The sequence below is a fragment of the Pseudoalteromonas sp. UBA2102 genome (genome assembly GCF_002331165.1).
In the GTDB taxonomy this organism is placed as follows: domain Bacteria; phylum Pseudomonadota; class Gammaproteobacteria; order Enterobacterales; family Alteromonadaceae; genus Pseudoalteromonas; species Pseudoalteromonas atlantica.
Genome location: NZ_DCYU01000070.1, coordinates 1 through 14,615 on the forward strand (window position 1 = coordinate 1; position 14,615 = coordinate 14,615).

Genomic DNA, 14,615 nt, shown 5'->3' on the forward strand with positions numbered 1-14,615 from the left:
GCGCAAAAAATTGCAGCAGTTGTCGAATCTATGAGCAAATAAACTGATTGAGAACAATAACCTCTTGTAACTTAGGGCGAGAAAAGTTAATATCTCGCCCGCTTTCTAATCTGGAGTGGAAAATGGCAATACGTAAGGCAATGGTCGCGGGAAACTGGAAAATGAATGGCTCTTTAGAGCTTGTCACTCAACTGTCTGATGCCATTAACAGTGTTAAATCAAATGAGATAGACATTGTTTTATTTCCTCCATTTCCATTAGTATCAGCACTGGTTGACAGTGGTGTTACCACGGGTACTCAAACGCTAAGTGAAAATACCCCAGGCGCCTTTACCGGTGAAGTGGATGCTCAGCTTATTAAAGATTTAGGTGCTAAGTACGTACTCGTAGGTCATTCAGAGCGACGCAGTATTTACAAAGAAAGCAATGCAACCGTAGCCGCAAAATTTGCCCGTGCACAGCAAGTAGGACTAACACCTATCTTGTGTATTGGCGAAAGCGAGAGCGAACAAGAAAACGGTCAAACCGAACATGTGGTTGCTGCACAAATTGATGCAGTAATTGAGAAATTAGGTGTAGCAGCACTGAAAGATTCTGTGATAGCATACGAGCCCGTTTGGGCCATAGGCACAGGTAAGACTGCATCGCCAGAACAGGCACAAGCTGTTCATAAATTTATCCGTGACAAAATTGCATCATTAGATAGCGATTTAGCACAAGGGCTTACCATCTTGTATGGTGGTAGCGTTAACGAAAAAAATAGCGAATTATTATTTGCACAACCAGATATAGACGGCGGCCTTATTGGCGGTGCTAGTCTAAAAGCAGATTCGTTCACTGCAATCTGTAACAGTGCAAAAGGGACCGTATAAGATGTACGAAATTTTATTAGTAGTTTATTTAGTTGTTGCTTTAGCTTTAGTTGGTATGGTTTTAATCCAGCAAGGTAAAGGCGCAGACATGGGTTCTTCATTTGGCGCCGGTGCTTCGGGCACAGTTTTTGGCTCATCAGGTGCAGGTAACTTCATGACCAAAACAACAACAAGCTTAGCAACAGTGTTTTTTGTTTTAAGTATTGTGTTAGGTAACTTAACTGCCGGTCAAATTAAAAAGACCGATGAGTGGGAAAACCTTGAAGCAGCACCTGCAGTAGAAACTGTAGCGCCAGCAGAAGAAGACGTACCTGTTACTCAACAGCAGAGCTCTGACGTACCAAACTAATTTAGTGTAAAGCTAACGTTAAACGACTTATACTCCTCAAGTAAGTCAATAAGTTTAACAGCTAAGCGAAAGCTTAAAAATGCGGATGTGGTGGAATTGGTAGACACGCTACCTTGAGGGGGTAGTGCTTTCGGGCGTGGGGGTTCAAGTCCCCCCATCCGCACCAAATTATAAAACCAGTAGCAGCAATGCTACTGGTTTTTTTATGGGAAATTCTCCAGTTGCTCACTTATTAATCGTTCAATCCTTTTTGCGTTTATTAGTTGTTTAAAACTCGCTGTATTTGTAAAAAAAACTAGAAATATTACAAATTTAGTTAACACTTATAGGTAATAAGCCGATAATAGATATAGACAATAAAATAAGGTATACACAATGGCTTCAGGCTTCTCTTTTCAAAACCTCAGCATAAGTAAAAAAATACATGCGATTACCAGCATTGCGGTTGTAGCATTTTTAGCAATCGTTTTGATTAATTACTTTGCAATGAATGACAATAGAATCGCACTTGATGAAATGGAAAAGTCTTCATATCAGGTTGTTAAGTTAACTTCAGCAAATGTAAGTCTTTTAGAAAAGCTCGATGAGCTTTATACGCAAGCAGTTACATTTGGTGAGCAGGAGTTAGTAGAGAAAGCAGCAGACACATACAATGCACTAAGCAACAACATAAATGCGGTTGAGCAAATAAACGCTTCGTATATTCATAGTGACACGAAAGTTCAGTTAGCAAATTACGAAAAAATATCAGCCAGTATTGCCAATGGCATGGTAAATGGAACAGCTGACTTCAGTAAAATTCAGCAACAAGCACAAAGAAAAACAGCACTGTATAATGATGTGCTTGAAAAGTTTAAAACCGCTCAAGCAAAAGCGGACGATCGCTTTTTTGAGTTAGTTGCAAGTACTAAAGAGCGTTCTGATCACGCACTAACACTTATGTTGGTGGTATCTATTGTTTCGTTAATTTTACTGCTATTTATGGCTATTTGGATTGCTAAACGTATTGCTGCCTCTGCAAGTGATGCCGCTAATAACCTGAGTCTGCTCGCAAACGGTAAAGGGTCGCTGAGCACTAATCTGAGCGTAAATTCAGAGGATGAAATTGGTCAAGTATCAATTAACTTCAACTCCTTCATCGCTTTGCTGAAAAAAACAGTACTTGAAGTAATCGCGGTATGTGAGCCACTAATGGAGAACTCAACTCGCTTAGTGCAAGGAATGGAGCAGGCTGAACGCGCAACCACAAAGCAAACAACAGAGGCTGAGGTGGTTAAACAGTCTATGGAAGAGATGAAGCAAAGCGTGGGTGATATTTCTCAATCGGCGGCAAGTGCATCAAATGCAGCGCAAACCGCAGAAAAAGAGGTAGAACAAAGCAGAACTCAAGTTCAAATGTCAGTCACCGCCTCACGTACATTAAGTGATGAAATAAATCAAGCCGCCTCAACCATCAATAAGTTAGCTGATGATACAAAAAATGTGTCTCAAATTCTTAATGTGATTACATCTATTGCTGAGCAAACTAATTTATTAGCTTTAAATGCTGCTATCGAAGCGGCTCGTGCAGGTGAGCACGGTAGAGGCTTTGCCGTGGTTGCTGATGAAGTAAGAGAGCTTGCATCACGTACAGCACATTCAACGAATGAAATTCGTGAGTTACTAAGCACCTTGACTGAGGCTGCAAATGAGTCTGTGACGGCGATGACATCAGCGCGAGATATGGCCACAGATAACGCAACAGCCGCAGAGAAAACTGGCGTTTCGATAGAAAAAATTGCAGAGCAAATGTTAGAAATAAATGGTATGAACTCACAAATCGCCGCTGCAACAGAAGAGCAAACATCGGTTGCTGCGATGGTTGTAGAAAATGTGACGAATATGCATGAATCGTTTGAAGACACCATGGACTCACTCGCGGCGGTAAGGGATGTAGCGAAAAACCTACACTACCTTTCAGATAACCTTCTAGATGCCACCGCGAAGTTTAAAATTGAGTAATATTACCTGTAATAATACTTAATCATTTTAGAGGCTAAGCTAGGCGCTCGCTGCATAAAAAAATCGTTATTTAGAGCAACTAAATAATAATTTTTTGCTTAGCTTACTACACACTTTGTCTGCCTCTCAATTGCTTATTTATTTAAGGGTATTACTATAAAGCCGTAATATTTAGATATAAAAAAACCACCTAATCGGTGGTTTTTTTATATCTAGCTATCGCGCTTAAAACGTAGCAACTACCTTAACTTTATCTGTTGCCTTACTGCTGTCTATGTAACCAATTGAGTCGCCATTACTAGCAACAAAATCAATAACAGCCTGGTCAGAATCAAATTTCTCTGGTGGTGTACCTTTACCGGTAAAAACAAGTTTTGACCAATAGGCATTTAATTGGCTACTTGATTTACCAACTACTTTAGAATTGAATTCATCAGCAACAGCTGTACCATTTTGAGTGGCTGGGTTCACTTTATTACCGTTAGCAAATGACTTTGCTTTTCCTAGGTAAATCTTTTTAATAGAATCGCCATCAAGTGCACTTGCATTGCTAGGGTTTACTATTACCGCAACTTCAGCATAGGCGCTAAACGCACATACCGACAGTACACTGGCTAGGATTAATTTTTTCATATTTCGCTCCAATTAGAATACTAAGTCAACGCCGACAGCTACTACATCAGTTTCAATGTTTGTTATGTCGTCATCTAAGCGACTAAAGTCGATTTTAAATGCAGCTGACGGGTGGAAGTCATAACGGGCGCCGATGGTGTAAACATTACTTTTTGCTTTAGAGCCTTCTAATGCTGAATTTATACCTGCATTTAATTGCGGCACAGCTGTAAGTGAATCATAACGGTTGTTATCGTGTTTATCGTCGTTGTTTTCATAGGTAACGTGAACAAGCCACTCATCCATACGATAGCCTAGAGAGGTATAGTATTGAGTTTGCTCAGCTAAAGCGCTGTTATCGACTTCAAACTGAGTATACTCTGCATCAAATAAAATATTGTTGTAGTCAATTGAAAAGCCAAGTGCGAAAAATGCTCCATCGTCTTCATCTACAGCAATGCTATCTGCTTGTTCAGTGAAACCCGAGCTGCGAAGAGTTGCCTCTAGGCCATTAAGGGCGATACCAGCATCAGTATCATTTTCAATGTCAATGGTGGTCTCTGCCACAAAATAGGCAACACGTGCGCTAAACCAATCGTAACTAAGTGACCAGTTAAGACCAGCGATATCATTAAGCTCAGTTTCACCATTGACCGACACTACTGCGATATTATCTTCAAAGCTACCATATATGACTTGAAGACTTGAGTCCCAATCACCGATTTGTGATGTATATAGTAAGCTCAACCCTTCGTAAGTAGAAAAAGGTAAATTGTAAACCGATTGAGGAGGGCGAACCCAGCGGTAAGTGTAACCTACATCTAGAAAGTCAGAGTATTTGTAAAATGGAGCACGCATTTTACCAGCGCTGAGTTGTAATTCATCACTAAACTCATAAGTTAAATACGCCCACTCAAAATCGGCATCAAAGTCATTCTCGCCGCGAGCCACAATTTGCGCTGTTGCGCTGAGCTTTTCCTGAAGATCGGCAGATAGTTGTAATGCAAATACACTCTCATTTTTAAATGAGATATCGTCATCATATCCGTATAAAGTTTGATCACTGTCTAGACTTTTGCCACCTACTATAGATGCAAAGCCATTTATGCGAACTTCAGCACTCGTGTAACTAGATGCAAGTGCGGCACATATTGCTACTGCTACAGATAGCTTTTTCATATGTATTTCCTATTTGTTATTTAGATGTTGATTTCATGGGGATTATAGAAGTGATTTTAGTTTTTATCTAATAATTTTAGCTAGTTAGTAAAAAAAGAAGTGAGCATTTAGTTTATATTGAAGTTTACAATTGTTAATTTTGAGGGTTTAGTAATCAAAGTTGTTGATTTAATTAAAGTTAAAAATTATTTGAATTTATTAAAGTTGTTTATCTAATAATTTATAAAATAGTAATTACTGTTTAATTGGTTGTTTATCTCTTATTTATCTTACGTTTTGCTTGTTTATAAACATTAAACATAGCGTTAAAGCGGACTTTAAGAGAGTGATAATAATAAAGAGGCTACCTTTATCGATTACGAGTCACTTAAATGTTTATAACAAAAGGTATGCTTAGCTACAGTGTATTTAGTCTTACCCTTTGTTTTGTAATCAAATAACAACTTTCTAAACCTGAATTTTAGCTTAACATTACCACTGTATTAGCAAGGTAGTTCAAAGGAAGTGACAGTGATGAAGAGGCTAGCATGGTTAGTACTATGTTGCTTTGCATCCTATGCATATAGTAACGATGAAGTAAGTATTACATTGGTGGGGCATATTTCTCCGGTGTGTGAATTTACCTCACAAAATAATAACCTAGAGTTTTCTTCTGATGGCGTTGCTAATACAACATTAGAGATAAACTGTAATTCGCCAATGCGAATATCAATGCAGTCACTTAATGGCGGTTTGAGTCATGAGCAAAGCAGTAGAATAAGTTCATATAATATTAACTGGAAGTTGGAAGGTGCCAACAACAATGTGTCTGTATCGGCACAGGCAACCAAATCGACATATAGTTTTAATATTAATGATATTTTATTTGATAGCATTGCTGAGATTCAGTTAACTCTAGATGAGCCCTTGATATATGCAGGAAGCTACCAGGATGTGATCCGCATAGAAATGACACCATCAGTAGTATCGGGTGGCGTGCTTTAAACGCACATTTATTAAACATAACAAACTATATGTCACATGGATAAGGAATATAACAATGAATAAACTAATCGTAATTTCAGCAATCGCAGCACTATCTTCAGGTTCAGCACTAGCAGAAAACTTAAATGTAGGTGGTGCCGTTGAGTCTGTATGTGAAGTAAGCAATATTGCAACAACACACTACTTTCCAGCTCTTGCGTTGGGGAATACAAAAACAGTTAATTTTGACTTGAAATGTAATGATGTGGATGGTGCAACACTTACTTTAACTACTTCTGAGGGACACCTTCAAAACGCTGATCACGAAGACAGAGGTGTAGGTTACACTGCTCATTTAACAGCAGGTCCTTATGACTTTACTTTGTCAGCTGAAGATGGAACGAATGATCAGAGTGCTTTTCAAAGCAATGGTGGAAGTAATACATTAGCAACGACAGGCGTAACAGGAATGATTGACCTAGAAGTTACTCAGACTCCTGTATATGCAGGTACGTATGCAGATACTTTAATGCTAACTGTAACAGCAAACTAAAGTTAAATAGAAAAGGCAGTGACTATGCACTGCCTTTATTCAGGAGGGAATTCTATGCATATTTTACTTATCTTTATATTTTGTTTGCTTTCATTTTCAGTCAATGCCTTTCAAGTGAGACCTATGGTAGCCGATCTCAGCTCTCAAGGTAGTCAGTCGCAGCAAACACTTCGAATAATAAACCCATCGGATAAACCCTTAACTATTGATGTTTCTGCTTTTAATATGAGTATAAGTGATAATGGCGTTGAGTCTTTAGAGGTAAACGAAGAAGACTTCTTAATTATTCCTATGACAACGATTATCGCACCGGGAAATAGTCAATCGGTAATCGTTCGATATATTGGGGAGCCCATTATTAACCACTCTAAGTCTTATCGAATCACCGTAGAACAAGTGTCAGTTAACTTGAACGAAAATGCCCAATCTGGTGTTGGTATGTCACTTAGTTTTAGAACGCTATTTAACGTTGTTCCCGATAATGCTAAAGCTAACCTAATAATTAAAGAAAAAACACAATTAGCAGAAAATCAATGGGGTGTGTCGTTAGAAAACCAAGGGAACAAATATGTACGCCTTTCAAAAGGTCAGTGGAATATTAAATCTAAGGGTAAAGTTTTAACTTTAGAAGGAATGGATCTGAGTAGAGCCCTATCAGGTAAAATTTTACTTCCAAATTCAAAAAGCAATATTTCAATTTCAATACCAAAAGAGTTTCAAGCTGCTGATAGTGAGTTAGAGGTTATATTCTAATGTTTTGTGTTCAGTGGCTCTCCCGATGTTTAATGATACTAATATGTAGTATTTTTATATCGGTAGAGGCTCTGGAAGTAACACCTATGGTGATTACATTATCTCCGGAGAAGCCTTCAAAAATACCTTCCAGTCTAATTTACAATCAACTGCCTAGAGAGATTGCATTTGACATTGAAATATATGAAATCGATTTTTCTACACCGAGTCCTTCTTTAATTAAGCTGGAAGATTCTCCATTATGGGTATTTCCTCCCTCACTATTTTTACAAGAAGGGCAAGGTCAGAGGATTCAATTTAGATGGATTGGACAGAGGCTCCCACAGCAGGATAAGAGTTATCAGGTCAGTTTAATAGAGCAGCCGTTAGCTTCTAATATCGGAAGTGGTACCTCGCAACTAAAAATATTAATGAATGTAAATTTAGTTGTTCACGTAGACAGGGATATATATTTACCTAACTTAAAAATACTGACTTCTAGAATAGAAAGTGGGGAGGTTTTAGCCCAAGTCAAAAATGAAGGAGAGGGGGCTGCGCGGCTCAGTGACTATAAAATTAAAGTAACTACAAATAAATCCGTTGTAACTACTTTTGAAAAACAAGCTTTATTGGAGAAGGGGTACGATGTTTTTTTTGCGCCTTATGCCACACAGACCATAAAAGTTAAGCTACCTGAACATATTGAAAGCCGTGAGGTAGAGTATTTAAGTTTAGATCTGGTGCAATGAAAACTTTAGCAGTGTTCCTTTTTGCTGTATTTTTTTTACCACTTAGCGTGTTAGCAAAAATAAACCCTTCTAGTAGGACAATTGAACTTAATGTGTCAGTTCAATTAAATAAAAGCCCTATAGGTCAAGTCTCCCTTAAAGTTGATAAAAATGATGCCCTTTTTTTAAAGTGGGACGAATTAGAGCCACACCTTCGTGAAATTTTACTTGAAGAAAAAGAGAGGGAGCTATTTAAGGTATTAAAAGGCAATACTTTAGCGGTAACTTCATTAAGGGAACTAGGTTTTAGTGTTGTGTTTGATATGAGTGATTTTAGTTTGGACGTTGTTGTTCCCGTAGAATTAACCCGCCCGCAAAAATTAAGTGCGCAAATGCAAAGGAAAAGGTTGAAGGCTATTGAACCAGCCAATGCGAGTGGGTTTGTTAACGCATATGCAAGCTACGTTCACCAAGATGATAAGGAGCAACAGCAAGTTCAAGAGCAATACGCATTACGATCCGAAATTGTAGCGAGTTGGCAAGGCTGGGTGGTAGAAAATGAATTCGAATATAATAAAATGTCGCAGCCAGCCTCATCAAGTTTTAAGCGGCGAGGAACTCGGCTTATTCATGATTTACCAAATTTAGGTATGCGTCTTTCTCTTGGAGACAACTTTAGCTCTGGTGGCTACTTCCAGAACTCTTCTCGTTTGTTAGGCTTTTCAATAGCACATGATTTTTCTCTATTATCAGACAGGCCCATAAGGCCAACCGCTTCACGTAGCTTTACTCTTCAAAGCCCTTCAAGTGTAGAGGTATATGTCGGTGAACGAATTATTCAGCGCCTTAATTTGGTTGCGGGTATTTACTCTTTAGATGACATACCTTTGAGCGAAGGCAGCAATAATATCTCTCTAAAAATTACTGATATAGCTGGCGTTGTGCGCTATGTAAACTTTGATGTTGCGACTGGCTTAGATCTATTTGCACAAGGGCAGCTTGAATATGAAATTCACTTAGGCGTTCCTGCTGAGGCTGGCGATAAACTCGAGTATGAACCAGATTCTCCCTTCCTCAGTGCCTATCTGGATTATGGCCTGACCCCAAGTTGGACTGCAGGGGTTACAGCGCAGGGAGATAAATACGCTCAGCAAATTGGCTTTAAACAAATCTATGCAGCTCAAATAGGCCAACTGGCATTTGAGGGCGCATTTAGCTTCGCGGAACGCCAAGGATACGCTTACCGTACTGTTTATAGTAGCTATAATATGAGCAACTTAGGAAGTGAGCTAACGCTCGGTTATGAATACAGTTCAAAAGACTTTACAGCTTTAGGTTTTAGGTCTCAAGATACGTTTAGTAACCGCTATAGAGAACACTATGCACAGGCGAGTTATAGTTATTATGTTAACGATAGAACGTTAGCCTCTTTTTTTACAAATATTTCCCGAGATCATCAAAGTGTTCAATTTGATAAATCGCTGGGAGTCAATTTCTCAGGCGACTTGGTAAATAGTCAGTGGAGATATACTGCAGGGGCGCAATGGGATGAGTTAAAAGGTGAGCGAGAGTGGGGTATAAATTTATCATTTACCTATAAATTTAATAATCAGCATAGAGTTAAACTATCCCACCAGTCTAGGCGTGATAAAACGAGACTAGAATTTACTCAAGACAGTAATCAGCGTTTTGTCGGTGCTTTGAACTTTCGAGCTGGTTTAGAGAGCAACGAGTTAAATAAAACTATCTTTGATTTAAACATGCAATATAACGCAAACCGTTTTGCTGCTAACCTTGAACATGCAAGTTTTTATAAAGATTTAAATGCTCGTTCTGCTTATCATCAAAGTCGTGTAAGCCTCTCATCTAGCATAGCTTTTGCAGATGATGCATGGGCATTTGGAAAGCCTATATACGATAGTTTTGCTTTGGTTAACGCCCACAAAAGTTTAGAAAATAAAGTGATTACATTAGGCCGAGTTGAAAATGACTATAGAGCTGATAATAGAGATTTCAAAACTATATTACTTAATGATTTGAGCTCTTATGACAATATCAACATTCCTGTTGATATTGATGATCTAGCCCCTGGCTATGATATAGGCTCTGGCATGCTTAGCTTTTACCCTAAATACAAAACTGGACATAAAGCAATAATTGGGACTGCAGCAAATATTTCTGTTATTGCAACTCTTCGGAGTAAGGACGAAAGCCCCTTAGCCTTAATGGTGGGAAAGGCTATTTGTCAAGATAAAGCATCGGCCAAAGAGTATACATTCTTCACAAATAAGCGGGGCCGCTTTGCAATAACTGGCCTTGCTCCTTGTCAGTATAAAGTGACCTTACAAAATAAAGATAGTACTACATTTTTAATAGAGGTTCATGATGCAGAGCAACTTCAACGAAAAGGGGCTATTTATGTTCATTAAAATTGTGTATTTAGCAATAAGTATATTTTTACTAACTATGGCAAGTAGAGTTAATGCTCAGTGCGATGCGAGTATTGGTGAAATAGCGTATTTGTTTGATGACTTATCTTTTTATCACGTAAAATCACAAAACGATGCAGAGAAAACAATTCGAGTAGATACAATAAATACGACGGATTGTACCTTGTATTTTAGTCTTTCTTCGCAAAACCAAGGGGCTCTTAAAGGTAATTCTCAATTTATTAATTACCAAATTCGTTTAGAAAATCAGTTGTTAAGCAAAACCAACAACCAAGTTAAACTTAACAATAATTCAGTAGATATCAGGTTAGTGATCCCTGCAGGGACCCCTGTAAAATCTGGATACTATACAGATAGACTTCAGTTGAAACTTTATGATGAGAACAAGCAAAGTCTTGATGAAGTAGAAATTGAAATAGAAACAAATATTCAACCCCGCACAAGCTTATCTTTATTAGGCTATAACACTTTTTCTAACACTGTTTTTTTAGGGGAGTTGAGGCCAGCAGAAAAATACACCATGTTACCTAGCTTACAAATAGTGACTAATACGGATGTTCAACTTAATGTAACCTCAGAGAATAAAAGTCGTTTATTACACTCTATTTTTAGTAATAAATATGGTATTAGCTATACATTGCAGTTAGGCTCAGAAGAAATTAACTTAGTAAAAGCTTCAAGTCTAAACTTTTCGTATTCTGGCCAGACTGAGTTTTACATTCCGCTTAGCATTCAATTGGAGGACTTCACACGTCAAGCCGCTGGAGAGTATTCAGATGTTATTCGTTTTCAAATAAGCCCACTCAATTATTGACTTTACTTAAGTTTTTTTGGCACCACAGCAATGCTTGTTGTTTGTTTTTTACAGATATTTTTTGATAAATTTTATGTAAATGCACTCTGACAGTGGCTTCACTTATAAATAAGCTATCTGCAATAGCGGTGGAGTGTAGACCGGAGAAAAGCAAGTTTAATACTTTAATTTCTTTACAAGTAAGGTTACTTGATTGCAGGGTGGTTTGCTGTTCACTGGCTAACATTTGTCTCATCCAGCTGTCTGTCACATCACGGGGAAACCAGAGCTTACCTTGTTCAATAGCTTCAAGGCCTTGTTGAAAAAGTGAGTCATCTGAACTTTCGTAAAAAAGTCCCTTTAAATTAGGCCATTCTTTTAAAGCTAATACGTCACTATTTTTTGGAACATCAAAAATAACTAAGCTTTTATAACCGTTATCTTGCATAAACTTATTGATAAGTTCATAAGTTGTGATTACATTAAGTGCTTGGTAATTAACCAATAAAATGTTGTAGTTAGCTGCCACACAGAAAAGTGAAGTATAGTCTGGACTATTAAAGCACTTTATATAGCGTATTGGAGTATTTTTAATATCCATAATTTCTGTCCGTAGATGCAATAGTAATACTATATTGCTATTTTTGGTTAATATCAATCATAGTGCATAGTTCGATAAGCTATACGTAGCTTTGATTAATGTGCTTTGTGGAATAATAGTTCTCCTATATGTAAACATAAAAGGTGCACAAAATTAGAGTGTGTATAACGTGATTACTTTTTAGCAAAAGGCCCATTTTTTTGTGTAGGTTATCCAACAATAATCAAAAGTTATAATTAATTTGTACCTGTATGTTTATTAAATGAAAATTTTTATACATTTCTTCACAAATATGTAATATAATACCCTTCCAGAGGAAAGATGCTATTAGGCGTCTTTTTTTATGCCCAAAACTTATTGCCCAAGCCAATAAGTTCGCATAACTAAATTATACGGTATCCTTTGGAGAATATTTTGAAACTACGCAAACTCTCACAGTTAAGCCTCGCAATTGTCGCTGCACTAACTACCTCAGTAAATGCTGAAGAAGCTAAAACAACAGCAAAACAAGACGCGTTTGAAAAAATCGAAGTTACAGCTCGTAAACGTACAGAGAGCTTGTTTGAATCTCCAACCGCTATCACATCAATTGGTGCTAACCTAATTGATAAAGCCAATATGAGTAACCTAGAAGATATTGGTAAATACGTTCCAAACTTAAATATCACTCGCTACGGTGTAGGTAATGCGGCGCATGCCTCTGTGTTTATTCGTGGTATTGGTCTACAAGATCACATAATTACAACCGATCCGGGTGTAGGTGTTTATTTAGATGGTGTTTACTTAGGCCGTCAAATGGGGTCAAACTTATCGTTACCAAATGTAGAGCGTGTTGAAGTTCTACGTGGACCACAAGGTACATTATATGGTCGTAATACCTTAGGTGGCGCAGTAAATGTAATTACTAAGCAACCAGGTGATGAAGGGATTGTTTCAACCACAGCTAAAATTGGTAGCCGCGGACGTATTGCTGGCGATGTATACTTTAATAACTCGCTAACAGATGAAGTAAGTATGTCTGCAAGTGCATCATACAAAACGCGCGATGGTGTGGGTGAAGCTGTCAATTTAGCTAACCCAGAAAAAGAAATTGGTGAAGAAGAAGAGTTTAGCGGTCGCGTAGCCCTTAAATGGCAAGCCAATAGCGATTTAGCGTTTACTTTTTCACTTGACGGTGTTGATAATGAGTCGGGTCAATCGCCTTACACTATTGAGTTAACTGAGCCGCTTGATGCAAATGATGTTTTTAATGGTGACTTTCCTTTATTAACACAGGATATGATCCCATCTGACCCCGATGATTTAGGCACTACCGTTGCTGGTATTGAATCTACGTCTTACTCAGGGTGGGGTACGTCATTTACTGCTGATTGGGCAATTGATGATACGTACACGGCTAAATTTATTTCAAGTTACCGTACTTCTGAATACGAAGGTGGACTTGATGATGATGCCTCACCACTTAACTTATCTGAGTTCCCAGAAGAGGGTGGTGCAGACCAATACTCGTTTGAAATTCAACTAAATGCGACTTACGATAATATGGACTTTGTATCAGGCCTTTACTTCTTTAATGAAGATGGCTTTACACGTTCAGGTCCATTTGTATTTAGCCCATTCAATACACCTAATGGCTTATTAAACGATGGTGTTACACCTTCATTTGGTGGTTATGGCGATTTTGAAATTAACCAAGAAACAAACTCATACGCTGTATATTTTAATACAAGTTACGATTTAACAGATGATTTAAGTATTGGTGGTGGCCTTCGTTACTCAAAAGATGAGAAAGATGCCGATGCGATTTTCCCAACATTTGCTGAACGTAAATACGTAAGTGCAGAGTTTGACGCTGTAACATGGGATGTAAACGCATCATATCAAATCAGCAATAACATGAATGTATATGGTCAAATTCAAAAAGGTTACCAAACAGGCGGTTTCCCTCCACGTCCATTTGGCGGCCCCGATCAGTTTGTATCGTTTGATGAAACTAAAGCAATTAACTACGAAATGGGCTTAAAAGGCCAAGTACATGAAAATGTATCTATGATGTTGGCTGTATTTGTAACTGATTACACCGACCTTGCTTTACCATTTTCTGACCCTACTGCAGGCGGTGGTTTTGTAACGATTGTTGAAAATGCAGGTGAGTCTAAAGCGCAAGGTATTGAGCTTGAAACTACCGTTGCCATTACAGACGATTTCACAATTCGCAGCTCTGTAGGTTACTTAGATTCTGAGATTACAGAAGTAGATGCAGGCGTACAAGGTATTGGTAAAGGTGATTCACCAGCATTAACACCACGTTGGACTGTAATGATTGCCCCTTCTTACTTTATGGATTTAGACAGCGGTGCAACCGTTGCATTTAACGCTAACTACTCTTACAGAAGCGAAATGCAAGGCCAGTCGGTTTACAATGAAAGCGAGACTATTGATTCGCGTGAATTAGTTGGTTTTAATATTTCTTACACTAACCCTTATGGGGATATGGAAGTAACCTTATACGGTGAAAACGTATTAAACGAGGTTTACGATGTAGGTCGTTTACAGCAGTCAGGTTTTGTTGGTGTAATGCGCAGTAATGACCGTAGCGAGTTTGGTTTAAAATTCAAAAAAGACTTTGAGCTTTAATAACCCGCAATGAGTTAATTAAAAGGTAAGCTTAGGCTTACCTTTTTTTTCACCTGTAAAAAGCAAAACTTAGATCAACAGCGAATCTTTTTGTAACAAGCGCTATACAATCGTGTAGTGCAATTGCTATTGATATATTTAGTGT

The 14,615-nt window shown here is 38.1% G+C and carries 13 protein-coding genes and 1 tRNA gene; 11 read left to right on the plus strand and 3 right to left on the minus strand.

Translation table 11 applies throughout. The features are described 5' to 3' along the window. Positions 1-122 precede the first annotated feature (122 nt). The 4 genes from tpiA (at position 123) to B2R65_RS09525 (ending at position 3,222) form a co-directional block, all read left to right on the plus strand. Entirely contained in the window at positions 123-872 is a 750-nt protein-coding gene (tpiA, locus tag B2R65_RS09510) for a triose-phosphate isomerase (RefSeq protein WP_055253015.1), read from the plus strand. Position 873: 1 nt separating this feature from the next. After that, positions 874-1,221 (plus strand): preprotein translocase subunit SecG, encoded by a 348-nt coding sequence (gene secG, locus B2R65_RS09515; protein WP_004587340.1) that lies wholly within the window; start codon positions 874-876, stop codon positions 1,219-1,221. Between the two features lie 81 nt (positions 1,222-1,302). Next, a tRNA-Leu gene (locus B2R65_RS09520) sits at positions 1,303-1,387 on the plus strand. 209 nt (positions 1,388-1,596) lie between these two features. Continuing rightward, positions 1,597-3,222, plus strand: coding sequence for a methyl-accepting chemotaxis protein (locus B2R65_RS09525; protein ID WP_024031841.1), 1,626 nt, complete (start codon positions 1,597-1,599; stop codon positions 3,220-3,222). A 225-nt stretch (positions 3,223-3,447) separates the two neighbouring features. Here B2R65_RS09525 and B2R65_RS09530 read toward each other — a convergent pair whose 3' ends face one another. Next, a complete protein-coding gene (locus B2R65_RS09530; protein WP_286742163.1) occupies positions 3,448-3,855 on the minus strand; it encodes a type 2 periplasmic-binding domain-containing protein in 408 nt (135 codons plus the stop codon). Positions 3,856-3,867: 12 nt separating this feature from the next. Next, complete coding sequence (locus tag B2R65_RS09535) at positions 3,868-5,013, minus strand: porin (protein ID WP_286742165.1); 1,146 nt, start codon at positions 5,011-5,013, stop codon at positions 3,868-3,870. A 513-nt stretch (positions 5,014-5,526) separates the two neighbouring features. Here B2R65_RS09535 and B2R65_RS09540 point away from each other — a divergent pair. The 6 genes from B2R65_RS09540 (at position 5,527) to B2R65_RS09565 (ending at position 11,253) form a co-directional block, all read left to right on the plus strand. After that, complete coding sequence (locus B2R65_RS09540) at positions 5,527-5,997, plus strand: hypothetical protein (protein WP_024031844.1); 471 nt, start codon at positions 5,527-5,529, stop codon at positions 5,995-5,997. A gap of 55 nt (positions 5,998-6,052) precedes the next feature. After that, entirely contained in the window at positions 6,053-6,529 is a 477-nt protein-coding gene (locus B2R65_RS09545; protein ID WP_024031845.1) for a hypothetical protein, read from the plus strand. A gap of 54 nt (positions 6,530-6,583) precedes the next feature. Beyond that, positions 6,584-7,282, plus strand: a complete 699-nt coding sequence (locus B2R65_RS09550) for a fimbrial biogenesis chaperone (RefSeq protein WP_286742168.1) — start codon at positions 6,584-6,586, stop codon at positions 7,280-7,282. Between the two features lie 86 nt (positions 7,283-7,368). Continuing rightward, a complete protein-coding gene (locus B2R65_RS09555; protein ID WP_286742170.1) occupies positions 7,369-8,010 on the plus strand; it encodes a fimbrial biogenesis chaperone in 642 nt (213 codons plus the stop codon). Beyond that, complete coding sequence (locus B2R65_RS09560) at positions 8,007-10,418, plus strand: fimbria/pilus outer membrane usher protein (RefSeq protein ID WP_286742172.1); 2,412 nt, start codon at positions 8,007-8,009, stop codon at positions 10,416-10,418. Before B2R65_RS09555 ends, B2R65_RS09560 begins: the two co-directional genes overlap by 4 nt. Continuing rightward, positions 10,408-11,253: a hypothetical protein gene (locus B2R65_RS09565; protein WP_286742173.1), complete on the plus strand. Its 846-nt coding sequence runs from the start codon at positions 10,408-10,410 to the stop codon at positions 11,251-11,253. The genes B2R65_RS09560 and B2R65_RS09565 overlap by 11 nt, the downstream gene beginning before the upstream one ends. Here the strand turns inward: B2R65_RS09565 and B2R65_RS09570 are convergent. After that, positions 11,243-11,833 (minus strand): LuxR C-terminal-related transcriptional regulator, encoded by a 591-nt coding sequence (locus B2R65_RS09570; protein ID WP_096042048.1) that lies wholly within the window; start codon positions 11,831-11,833, stop codon positions 11,243-11,245. The two genes, B2R65_RS09565 and B2R65_RS09570, sit on opposite strands and share 11 nt — an antisense overlap. A gap of 414 nt (positions 11,834-12,247) precedes the next feature. Here B2R65_RS09570 and B2R65_RS09575 point away from each other — a divergent pair, with 414 nt between their 5' ends. Continuing rightward, on the plus strand, positions 12,248-14,470 hold the full coding sequence (locus tag B2R65_RS09575) for a TonB-dependent receptor (protein WP_024031851.1): 2,223 nt from the start codon (positions 12,248-12,250) through the stop codon (positions 14,468-14,470). Positions 14,471-14,615 lie beyond the last annotated feature (145 nt).